Origin of the sequence: Bacillus sp. SLBN-46 (assembly GCF_031453555.1) — a bacterium.
GTDB lineage: Bacteria > Bacillota > Bacilli > Bacillales > Cytobacillaceae > Neobacillus.
Genome location: NZ_JAVIZM010000001.1, coordinates 3783534 through 3795511, shown reverse-complemented (window position 1 = coordinate 3795511; position 11978 = coordinate 3783534). Strand labels below are relative to the sequence as shown.

Sequence of the window (11978 nt, the reverse complement as noted above, 5' to 3'; positions counted from 1 at the left end):
ATAATTTTTAGAATAATGTTTAGAGATAGATTCAGGCAAAGGGAGAGAATGCATGTGAAGTATAGAAGTGTGTTCGACATTATTGGTCCGGTTATGATAGGTCCATCCAGTTCACATACGGCTGGGGCCGCGAGAATAGGTCGTGTGGCAAGAAGTTTATTTGGCAGAGAACCAAAATGGGCAAATATCTCATTGTATGGGTCCTTTGCAAAAACGTATAAGGGTCATGGAACAGATGTAGCCATTGTTGGTGGATTATTAGATTTTGACACAGATGATAAAAGAATTATAAATGCGATTGATATCGCAGAAGATAGAGGCATGAAATTACGATTTATAGAAGAAGATGCTGTGACAGATCATCCAAATACAGCTAGAATCTTCATTGGCGATCATGATGGGGAACTAGAGTTAGTAGGAATCTCAATAGGCGGTGGGAAAATTGAGATTACTGAACTTAATGGCTTTGAACTAAAGTTATCAGGAAACCATCCTGCTATTCTTGTTGTTCATAACGACCGTTTTGGAGCCATTGCTGCTGTTTCCAACACTCTTGCTAAATATGAAATAAATATTGGTCACATGGAGGTATCCCGAAAAGAAAAAGGGAAACTTGCACTGATGACTATTGAAGTGGATCAAAATATGGATGATAGCATTTTACTAGAGCTTGAAGAACTTCCAAATATATTAAAAGTGACCAAAATTGTAGATTAACAACTAGAGGGAGGAAGATATGTGTTTCGTAATGTTGCTGAATTAGTTGAACTTGCCAATAGTCAAAATAAAAAAATCTCAGAAATTATGATTGAACAGGAAGTTTCCGTTACAGGCCGAACAAGAGAAGAAGTCTTTGCATTTATGGACCGAAATCTAAAAGTGATGGAAGAAGCTGTTGAAAGAGGGATAAAAGGAGTTTCCTCTCACTCTGGATTAACCGGAGGCGATGCGGTTCTTTTACAAAAGTATATTGAAAAGGGAAATTTCTTATCAGGAGAAACGATTCTTGATGCAGTAAGTAAAGCTGTCGCTACGAATGAAGTGAATGCAGCAATGGGAACCATCTGTGCTACACCAACGGCAGGTTCTGCTGGGGTAGTACCAGGAACCTTATTTGCAGTTCAAAGGAAGCTTAAGCCAACGCGGGAGCAAATGATTTCCTTTCTATTCACTGCAGGAGCATTTGGTTTTGTTGTTGCAAATAATGCTTCTATCTCAGGTGCGGCTGGAGGCTGTCAGGCGGAAGTTGGATCAGCTGCTGGAATGGCTGCGGCTGCGATTGTTGAACTGGCAGGCGGTACCCCGGAGCAATGCGCAGAAGCGATGGCCATTACACTAAAGAACATGCTTGGTTTAGTTTGTGACCCAGTTGCAGGGCTTGTAGAGGTTCCATGTGTGAAACGAAATGCGATGGGTGCGGCAAATGCGATGGTCGCAGCTGATATGGCGTTAGCGGGCATTACAAGCCGTATTCCATGTGATGAGGTTATTGATGCCATGTATAAAATTGGTCAATCGATGCCTTCAGGACTAAAAGAAACCGCGCAGGGAGGGTTGGCGGCTACACCGACAGGTCGAAGACTCGAAGCGAAGATTTTCGGTATACCGCTCAAAGATAGTGAATCCAAATCTTAACCAATCAATAACAGTCTTAAAGGGAATTGGTGAGGAAACTGCTGAGATATTCTCAGAAATGAAGATTTTTACGATTCAAGATTTACTGGAGTATTTTCCATATCGTTATGAAGATTATTCGTTAAAAGAACTGACGGAAGTACAGCATGATGAGAAAGTAACGGTTGAAGGGAAGGTTCATAGTGAGCCTTCTCTTGTCTATTATGGCAGGAAGAAATCCAAATTAACGTTCCGTCTTTTTGTTGGATCGTACTTAATTAAAGTAGTTTTTTTTAATCAGCCCTATTTAAAAAATAAAATCATGATGAATGAAACCATAACTATAACGGGAAAATGGGATGCACATCGGCAAACCATTACAGCCAATGAGATGCAGGCAGGACCGAATGCAAAAACCAAAGACTTTGAACCCGTTTACTCATTGCGAGGGAAGTTAACAATTAAGGGAATGCGGAAATTTATTCACCTTGCCTTCCAACAATACGGGGGTGAACTTGAGGAAACTCTTCCGTCTGTTTTTGTAAAAAAATATCGTCTCTTGGGTAGGCAAGAAGCATTGAGAGTCATGCATTTCCCTGATAGCCCGGAGGAAGTGAAGCAGGCAAGACGTCGTTTTGTTTATGAAGAGTTCCTCTTATTTCAATTAAAAATGCAGGCATTGAGGAAATTTGAAAGAGAACATTCTCCAGGAGTAGAACAAAACTATGATTTAACTAAAGTAAAGGATTTTATTGAAGGTCTTCCTTTTCCATTAACAAATGCTCAAAAACGAGTGGTTAATGAAGTGTTGTCGGAGTTAAAATCCAAACTCCGCATGAACCGCCTTTTACAGGGGGATGTCGGGTCTGGTAAGACAGTGGTTGCTGCGATTGGTTTATATGCCAGTGTAACAGCTGGTTATCAAGGGGCACTTATGGTACCAACTGAAATCTTAGCTGAACAGCATGCAGAATCTTTAAAGAATTTACTCGAACCGTTCAAGGTGAAATGTGAGCTATTAACAAGCTCTGTTAAAGGAAAACGCAGGAGGGAAATCCTGCAAGAATTAGCAGAAGGAAAAGTAGATATATTAATTGGTACACATGCCTTGATTCAAGATGAGGTGATTTTTAAGAAGCTTGGTTTTGTTATTACCGATGAACAGCATCGTTTCGGCGTGGAACAGCGAAGAGTATTAAGGGAAAAAGGAGAGAATCCTGATGTACTCTTTATGACAGCCACTCCGATTCCTCGGACATTGGCGATTACGGTCTTTGGAGAAATGGATGTTTCCATTATTGATGAGATGCCAGCGGGAAGAAAGGCGATTGAAACCTACTGGGCAAAGCCAGAAATGCTAGAGCGTGTACTTTCCTTTGTTGAAAAAGAATTAAGGAAGGGACATCAAGCCTATGTTATATGCCCGTTAATTGAGGAATCGGACAAGCTTGATGTTCAAAATGCGATTGATGTGCATACTACTTTAAACCACTATTTTCAGGACCGTTATAAAGTGGGACTTATGCATGGACGCTTGAGTTCAGAAGAAAAGGATTCTGTAATGAAGGCTTTTAGTATGAACGAAGTACAGGTACTCGTTTCAACTACTGTGGTGGAAGTAGGGGTAAATGTACCGAATGCAACGATGATGGTTATTTATGATGCAGAAAGATTTGGTTTGTCTCAGCTCCACCAGCTTCGCGGGCGTGTGGGGCGTGGTAGTGATCAATCGTATTGTATTTTACTTGCCAATCCAAAGTCAGAGGTCGGTCAAGAAAGAATGAGAATTATGACAGAGACAACTGATGGTTTTGTACTTAGTGAAAAGGATCTTGAATTAAGAGGACCAGGTGACTTCTTTGGTCGAAAACAAAGCGGTGTGCCTGAATTTAAAGTAGCTGATATGGTTCATGATTACAGAGCACTCGAAACAGCACGAAATGATGCTGCAATGCTGATCCAATCAGATGTATTTTGGAACGAGCCAGATTATGAATACCTAAGAAAAAAACTAGAAGAATCAGGAGTATTAGAAGGCGAAAAGCTAGATTAAAACTTGGTATTATGTTGAGTAATTCGGTAGTCCTGAAGACTCCTGAAACAAAGAAAGCAGATATGTAGGATGAAAATTAATCTTGCAATCTGCTTTTTCAAATTTTATACTACTATTAGTACCTAGTCATAAGATCTCGGACGGTGTGAAAAATAATGAGAAGAAGTAAAAAAGAACGCCAACACTTGTTGACGACTACTATAAAAGATAATCCCTTTATTACTGATGATGAATTAGCTGAAAAATTTCAAGTGAGTGTACAAACGATTCGTCTAGACCGTCTTGAATTGTCCATTCCCGAACTGCGTGAGCGGATTAAAACAGTCGCTGAGAAACGATTTGAAGACGAAGTGCGTTCATTACCACTTGAAGAAGTTATCGGTGAAATCATTGATATAGACTTAGATCAAAGTGCGATCTCTATTTTTGATGTTAAAGAAGAACATGTCTTCAAGCGCAATAATATTGCTAGGGGACATCATGTTTTTGCACAGGCTAACTCTCTTGCAGTTGCAGTAATTAATGATGAATTAGCGCTAACAGCAAAAGCAAATATTCAATTTAAGCGTTCGGTAAAATTAAATGAACGAGTAATAGCGAAAGCAAAAGTGACAAAAATAGATGAGAAGGTTGACAGAACTTTTGTTGAAGTAACTAGTTTTGTGAATAATGAGCTCGTATTTACCGGAGAATTTGAAATGTACCGTTCGAAAAATGGTTAAAGGATGAGAAAAATGAAATTAGCAATTGATGCTATGGGTGGCGACAATGCCCCAAAAGAGATTGTCTTAGGTGCCATGAAAGCTGTTGAAACATATTCTGATATACATATCACGCTAGTAGGGGATGAAAATAAAATTAAAGAAACCCTGACTAGCCATGACCGAATTTCTATTTTACATACGACTGAAGTGATTCTCGGAACGGATGAACCAGTTAGAGCGGTTCGTCGGAAAAAGACTGCTTCCATGGTATTAGCTGCCCAGCAGGTAGCCGACGGAGCAGCCGATGCTTGCATTTCAGCAGGTAATACAGGAGCATTAATGGCAGCGGGACTTTTTGTTGTCGGTAGAATTGAAGGTATTGACCGTCCGGCCTTAGCACCTACACTGCCAACGATTGGTGGAGAGGGCTTCCTGCTCTTGGATGTCGGTGCAAATGCAGATGCCAAGCCTGAGCATTTGCTTCAAAATGCCATCATGGGCTCTATATACAGCCAAAAAGTAAGAGGAATTGAAAGACCTAGAGTCGGTCTTTTAAATATTGGTACTGAAGAAAAGAAAGGGAATGAACTGACAAGGCAGACTTTTGACCTTTTAAAAAATGCAGATTTAAATTTTGTTGGCAATGTAGAAGCAAGAGATTTGCTTGAAGGGGTAGCCGATGTAGTCGTAACCGATGGATTTACAGGCAATATGGTATTAAAAACGATTGAAGGTACTGCTCTATCCATGTTTAAAATGTTAAAATCGGCGCTTATGAGTAGTTTTACAAGTAAACTAGCGGCTGCGGTTCTAAAGCCTAATCTTATGACTTTAAAAAATACAATGGATTATTCCGAGTATGGCGGTGCTGGATTGTTTGGATTAAAAGCACCCGTTATTAAAGCGCATGGTTCTTCTAATGCTCAATCGATTTTTAGTGCGATCCGTCAAACGAGAGAAATGGTTAGTAATGATGTCGTTGGCTTAATTAAGCACACGGTTGAAGAGGACAAGACAACAAAAATAGAACGTTAAAAGGAGTGTCGATATGAGTAAGGTAGCATTCGTGTTTCCTGGACAAGGGTCACAGATAGTAGGAATGGGGAAAGAACTAGCTGAAAAATACTCCGAGGTAATGGGATATTTTGAAAAAGCAGATAAAACACTAGATACCAAACTCAGCCAGCTTATTTTTGAAGGTCCGAAAGAAGAATTGACAAAAACTTATAATACCCAGCCTGCATTGTTAACAACAAGTTTGGCGATTTTAGACTTTTTTCGAAAATCTGGGATCCAAGCGGACTTTGTTGCTGGACATAGCTTAGGAGAGTACACGGCATTAGTAGCTGCAGGTGTATTAAGCTTTGAAGAGGGTGTAATTGCCGTTAGGAAACGTGGAGAGTTTATGGAACATGCTGTACCAAATGGCGAAGGTTCTATGGCTGCAGTGCTTGGCCTGGATCGTGACCCTCTTTCTGTCGTAACAAAAGCAGTAAGTGAAGAGGGCTTCCCGGTTTCTTTAGCTAATTTAAACTGTCCCGGACAAATTGTCATTTCTGGTTCACGCGAAGGGGTAGAACGAGCAGGTGTGAAAGCGAAAGAAGCCGGCGCAAAAAGAGTCCTTCCTTTAGAGGTAAGCGGACCTTTCCATTCATCATTAATGAAACCAGCTGCTGAACAGTTGCGTGAAGTGCTAGATGGGATGGAGATGAAGGATGCTGAAATACCAGTTGTTATAAATGTTACAGCTCAACCTGTTAGTAGTGCTTCTGAAATTAAGGATAAGTTGATCGAGCAGTTATATTCCCCAGTACAATGGGAGGATTCTGTTACTAAAATGATTGACCTTGGAGTCGATACTTTCATCGAGATTGGTCCTGGAAAAGTTCTGTCAGGATTAATCAAAAAAATTGATAAAACCGTTAAGACATACGCAGTATCTGATGAGGAAAGTGCAATGGCAGTAATGGAAGCCTTAAAGGAGGGAAAACTATGAGTTTAACAGGGAAGGCAGCTCTTGTTACCGGAGCATCAAGAGGAATTGGAAGGGAAATTGCTCTTGAGCTGGCAAGACAAGGAGCAAATGTTGCAGTAAATTTTTCTGGCAGCGAAGCAAAAGCAAATGAAGTAGTCGATGAAATTAAAGCACTCGGCAGAGATGCTGTGGCAATAAAATGTGATGTTTCAAATACACAAGAAGTGACTGAAATGGTTAAAGCATCGATTGACCGTTTTGGTAAACTAGACATCCTCATTAATAACGCGGGTATTACAAGGGACAACCTTTTAATGCGAATGAAAGAAGAAGAATGGGATGATGTTATTAACACTAACCTTAAAGGTGTATTCCTATGTACAAAAGCGGTAACAAGACAGATGATGAAACAACGAGTTGGTCGCATCATTAATATTGCTTCCGTTGTTGGTGTTAGTGGAAATCCAGGTCAAGCTAACTACGTGGCTGCAAAAGCGGGAGTTATTGGCTTAACAAAAACAACTGCGAAGGAATTAGCGTCACGTAATATTACAGTGAATGCAGTTGCTCCAGGGTTTATTACTACTGACATGACAGATAAATTATCTGAGGAAGTAAAAGCGGAAATGTTAAAACAGATTCCGTTAGCAAGATTAGGAGAAGCTAAGGATATCGCTAAAATCACTGCTTTCATAGCTTCTGATGACTCATCGTATATCACTGGCCAAACCTTCCATGTAAATGGCGGTATGGTAATGTAATGAAATGAATTACTGTTTCTGAACAGTAATCTAATTTTAATCAAAAACAACATTTATTATTTTATTGAAATACTCTATAATAGCTTGAGGGGAGGTGAACGAGCATGGCAGAGGTATTAGAACGTGTTACAAAAATCATCGTTGACCGCTTAGGTGTTGATGAGTCTCAAGTAAAGCTTGAAGCTTCATTTAAAGATGATCTTGGCGCTGATTCCCTTGACGTAGTTGAACTAGTAATGGAATTGGAAGATGAGTTCGATATGGAAATTTCTGACGATGATGCTGAAAAAATCAGCACTGTTGGTGATGCTGTTAATTACATAAATAGCAGTAAGTAATCTCGTTAGATTTTATTCTCAAAGCTCCGTTTTCAAACGGAGCTTTATTCTGTATGATAGAACTTGGCAGAGTAAACTATCTGCCAAGTTTCTTTGCGTTTTTAAAGAAACTTTTTTAAACTCATAATAGGCAATGTCTGTAAACTAAATGCAAGGTGGAGACTTTATGCGCAAAAACGGTAAAGAAAAAGAGTTGAACAATCGCGCAAAGGAAAATCAATTTAAGGATTTTCAAACGACAATTGGAATTACTATTGAAAATGAAAAATTACTAAAGCAAGCTTTTACTCATTCATCCTATGTGAATGAGCATCGCAGAAAGCCTTTCGAGGATAATGAAAGACTTGAATTTTTAGGAGATGCTGTACTGGAGCTAACCGTTTCCCAATTTCTTTTTAAGAAATATCCTACCATGACTGAAGGAGAACTAACGAAATTGAGAGCAGCCATTGTGTGTGAACCATCACTCGTTTCTTTTGCTAATGAGCTCAGTTTTGGTAATCTCATTTTGTTGGGAAAAGGGGAAGAAATGACAGGCGGAAGAGAACGCCCTGCTTTATTAGCGGATGTGTTTGAGGCGTTCATTGGAGCTCTCTATTTAGATCAAGGAATTGATAAAGTCATTGAATTCCTTGAAATGGTCGTTTTTCCTAAAATAAATGCTGGTGCTTTTTCTCATGTGATGGATTTTAAAAGTCAATTACAGGAACTCATTCAAAGAGATGGAACAGGAACATTAGAATACAAAGTCCTATTAGAAAAAGGTCCAGCACATAACAAGGAATTTGTTTCCAAAGTGTCCTTAAATGGAGATGAGCTGGGAGTAGGAACTGGAAAATCAAAAAAAGAAGCGGAACAGCATGCCGCCCAAATGGCACTGGACGTATTAAAAGCGAAAACAACCTAGAAATGTCAAAATGTTTGCAGGAGAAATCCCGGGTTGCATGGGGAGGATAATGAAATGTTTTTAAAACGGTTGGACATCATTGGATTTAAATCGTTCGCAGAACGCATTGGAGTTGATTTTGTTCCTGGGGTTACGGCTGTAGTGGGTCCCAATGGGAGTGGCAAAAGTAATATAACTGATGCGATCCGCTGGGTCCTAGGTGAACAGTCCGCTAAATCTTTACGAGGAAGTAAAATGGAAGATATCATTTTTGCCGGCAGTGATACTAGAAAAGCGCTGAATTTCGCTGAAGTATCACTGACATTGGATAATCAGGACCAAGGAATCGGGTTAGATTACAATGAAGTAAGTGTGACAAGACGTGTTTCACGTTCAGGAGAGAGTGAATTTTACATTAACAAACAGCCCTGTAGGCTGAAGGATATTATCGACTTGTTTATGGATTCAGGTCTTGGTAGAGAAGCCTTTTCCATCATTAGTCAAGGAAAAGTAGAAGAAATATTAAACAGTAAAGCTGAGGATCGCAGAACTATCTTCGAAGAAGCAGCTGGTGTTTTAAAATACAAAAACCGCAAGAAAAAAGCAGAGGTAAAATTATTTGAAACACAGGATAATTTAAATCGTGTGAATGATATTTTACATGAACTGGAAAGTCAGGTAGAGCCGCTTAAAATTCAAGCTTCAATGGCTAAGGATTTTCTAGAGAAAAAAGAAGAACTAGAAAAAATAGAAGTAGCATTAACTGTTTTTGAAATTGAAGACCTACACCAGAAATGGGAAAACCTTTCTAAACAATTAGAAGAACATCAGCAGGAAGAGTTAAAGCTATCATCAGATTTGCAAGTCAAAGAAGCGAAAATAGTTGAAACAAGAGACCGAATTACTGCATTAGACGAATCGATTACAGACTTGCATAATGTTTTACTTCATGCAAGTGAAGAACTTGAAAAGCTGGAAGGCCGTAAAGAAGTATTGAAGGAACGGAAGAAGAATGCTGCTCAAAACAAAGAACAGCTGAAAACGAATATCACTGAGTTGACAGAAAGAATCAGCCAGCTTCAAAAAAATAGGGACATGCAGGCAGAGTCAGTGAATGAACTTGGTGAACAGGTTCATTCATTACAGGCCAAACTAAAGGAAAAACAAGAAAAGCTACAACTTTTCACCGAAAATATTGAAGAAAAAATTGATAGCTTAAAAAGTGAATATATTGAGCTGCTCAATCAGCAGGCTGGTGCTAAAAATGAATTGAAATATATTGACCAGCAATTGGAGCAACAAGAGAGAAAGAGCTCGCGTCTTGATTCAGAGAATACGAAATACATTCAAGAACGACAAATTGCTCAATCCAAGATGGAGCAAATCCAATCTTCATTAGCCGATTTTCAAAAGCAATTAGCAGACCAAGTGGTCACGTTTCGCGATCAACAGCGAAAGCTTGAAACGGTAAAAAATAATTATGAAAAACAAGAAAAGATGCTCTATCAAGCCTATCAGTTGCTTCAACAGGCTAAATCAAGAAAAGAAATGCTCGAAGAGATGGAAGAAGATTATTCCGGGTTCTTCCAAGGGGTAAAAGAGGTTCTAAAGGCAAGGGATCATAAGTTAAAGGGAATTGAAGGCGCAGTAGCAGAATTAGTTACCGTTCCAAAAGAGTATGAAACAGCACTCGAAACAGCCTTTGGAGGTGCCCTTCAGCATATAGTTGTTGATACAGAGCAAAATGCACGGACAGCGATCCAATATTTAAAACAACATTCTTTTGGTCGAGCAACCTTCTTACCGCTTAGCGTTATTAAAGGCAGGCCTTTATCCGCTGCACAATTATCGTCCATTCAAAATCATCCATCATTAATTGGAACAGCTGTCAGCCTTGTTAAATTTGAATCAAGGTATGCGGAGGTAATGAATAACTTATTAGGTAATGTTGTAATTACAAAAGACCTGAAGGGTGCCAATGAATTGGCAAAAATCCTTCAATACCGCTGCCGTTTGGTCACGCTTGAGGGGGATATTGTTAATCCTGGTGGTTCCATGACGGGTGGTGCGGTTAAACAAAAGACATCCTCTCTATTAACCAGAAAGGGTGAACTAGAAGATTTAAAAGCCAAATTGGTTATTATGGAGGAAAAAACAGCAGGTCTAGAAAAAACCGTTAAGGCATTAAAAGAAGAAGTTCAACTGACTGATCAACAGCTAGACGAAATTCGAAAAAATGGCGAGGAATTGAGACTTAACGAGCAGGCTGTAAAGGGAGAACTGCGTGAAGCTGAGCTTGGGGTAAAAAATATTAACGAGCGGTTAGCGATATATGACCTTGAAAAAGGACAGTTTTCTGATGAAAAGAATGGCTTACTAAAACGAAAAGAAGAATTATATAAGGCGCTAGAAACCTATCAAGTAAATGTTACAGAACTGGATACTCAAATTGTTAAACTAACAGAACAAAAAACCAGTGATTTAACTTCAAAGGAAACTTTGACGAATGAAATAAATGATTTAAAGGTAGAGTTTGCTTCTAAAAACGAGCAATTTACGAATATAAAAGAGAGATTTACGCTTACGACTGAGGACTTAGAAGAAAGCGAAAAAAAGCTAGCGCTTTATACTGAGGACCTTAGCCTATTGTCTTCTGAAATGACAAACAGTTCATCAGGTGAGGAGCAACTTGAGGCTGCAGCTAAGTTGAAGCAGCAAGACAAAGAAACCACTCTACAGCTAATTACTACTAGAAGACAAGAACGATTGTCCTTAGTGGATGTTCTTGAAGACATGGAACTTGAAGCTAAAGAGTTGAAAAGACTCCATAAAGGAATGATTGTGGTATTAAAGGATGAGGAAGTTAAAATCAATCGTCTTGATGTCGAGCTTGAAAATCGACTGACACATCTTCGAGAAGAATATTTATTGTCATTTGAAGGGGCGAAGGAACAATATCCATTAACAATTCCTGTTGAGGAAGCACGGAAAAAGGTCAAGCTCATCAAACTTGCCATTGAAGAACTAGGAAGTGTGAATCTTGGTGCAATTGAAGAATATGAGCGTGTATCTGAGCGGTATGAGTTTTTAAATGAGCAAAAGTCCGATCTCCAGGAAGCAAAAGATACCCTTTATCAGGTAATTGAAGAAATGGATATAGAAATGAAGAAACGCTTTGAACAAACCTTCAACGGAATTCGTGAGCACTTCGAACCAACCTTCCGAGCTCTTTTCGGTGGAGGAAGAGCGGATTTAGTTCTTACAGTACCCGAAGATTTATTAAATACTGGCGTAGAAATCGTTGCTCAACCTCCTGGGAAGAAGCTGCAGAATTTGGGACTCCTTTCAGGTGGAGAACGTGCATTAACTGCTATAGCCTTATTATTTTCTATTTTAAAGGTACGACCTGTTCCGTTTTGTATCCTTGATGAGGTAGAAGCGGCCTTAGATGAAGCCAATGTCTACCGTTTTAGCCAATATTTAAAGCAATACAGCAAGGAAACACAATTTATCGTGATTACCCATCGGAAAGGAACCATGGAAGAAGCAGATGTCCTTTACGGAGTAACTATGCAGGAATCAGGGGTATCCAAACTTGTATCAGTCCGACTAGAAGAAACAAAGGAACTCGTAGAATCTTAATTTAA

The 11978-nt window shown here is 39.3% G+C and carries 10 protein-coding genes; all 10 read left to right on the top strand.

Annotation, left to right across the window (positions count from 1 at the left end; all coding sequences use genetic code 11):
* Positions 1–54 precede the first annotated feature (54 nt).
* The 10 genes from sdaAB to smc all read left to right on the top strand — a co-directional run bounded on the left by sdaAB (position 55) and on the right by smc (position 11973).
* Complete coding sequence (gene sdaAB, locus QFZ87_RS19290) at positions 55–717, top strand: L-serine ammonia-lyase, iron-sulfur-dependent subunit beta (protein ID WP_309865074.1); 663 nt, start codon at positions 55–57, stop codon at positions 715–717.
* Positions 718–738: 21 nt separating this feature from the next.
* Positions 739–1635, top strand: coding sequence for an L-serine ammonia-lyase, iron-sulfur-dependent, subunit alpha (gene sdaAA / locus QFZ87_RS19285; protein ID WP_309865072.1), 897 nt, complete (start codon positions 739–741; stop codon positions 1633–1635).
* Positions 1619–3667 (top strand): ATP-dependent DNA helicase RecG, encoded by a 2049-nt coding sequence (gene recG / locus QFZ87_RS19280; RefSeq protein WP_309865069.1) that lies wholly within the window; start codon positions 1619–1621, stop codon positions 3665–3667. The genes sdaAA and recG overlap by 17 nt, the downstream gene beginning before the upstream one ends.
* 155 nt (positions 3668–3822) lie before the next feature.
* Complete coding sequence (gene fapR, locus QFZ87_RS19275; protein ID WP_309865066.1) at positions 3823–4389, top strand: transcription factor FapR; 567 nt, start codon at positions 3823–3825, stop codon at positions 4387–4389.
* Positions 4390–4401: 12 nt separating this feature from the next.
* Positions 4402–5406, top strand: coding sequence for a phosphate acyltransferase PlsX (gene plsX, locus QFZ87_RS19270; RefSeq protein WP_309865063.1), 1005 nt, complete (start codon positions 4402–4404; stop codon positions 5404–5406).
* Between the two features lie 13 nt (positions 5407–5419).
* Positions 5420–6367: an ACP S-malonyltransferase gene (gene fabD / locus QFZ87_RS19265; protein WP_309865061.1), complete on the top strand. Its 948-nt coding sequence runs from the start codon at positions 5420–5422 to the stop codon at positions 6365–6367.
* Positions 6364–7107: a 3-oxoacyl-[acyl-carrier-protein] reductase gene (gene fabG / locus QFZ87_RS19260; RefSeq protein WP_309865058.1), complete on the top strand. Its 744-nt coding sequence runs from the start codon at positions 6364–6366 to the stop codon at positions 7105–7107. Before fabD ends, fabG begins: the two co-directional genes overlap by 4 nt.
* A 104-nt stretch (positions 7108–7211) precedes the next feature.
* Positions 7212–7445, top strand: coding sequence for an acyl carrier protein (gene acpP, locus QFZ87_RS19255; protein ID WP_098528750.1), 234 nt, complete (start codon positions 7212–7214; stop codon positions 7443–7445).
* A gap of 166 nt (positions 7446–7611) precedes the next feature.
* On the top strand, positions 7612–8352 hold the full coding sequence (gene rnc, locus QFZ87_RS19250; RefSeq protein ID WP_309865054.1) for a ribonuclease III: 741 nt from the start codon (positions 7612–7614) through the stop codon (positions 8350–8352).
* A 54-nt stretch (positions 8353–8406) separates the two neighbouring features.
* A complete protein-coding gene (smc, locus tag QFZ87_RS19245; RefSeq protein WP_309865052.1) occupies positions 8407–11973 on the top strand; it encodes a chromosome segregation protein SMC in 3567 nt (1188 codons plus the stop codon).
* Positions 11974–11978: the final 5 nt, after the last annotated feature.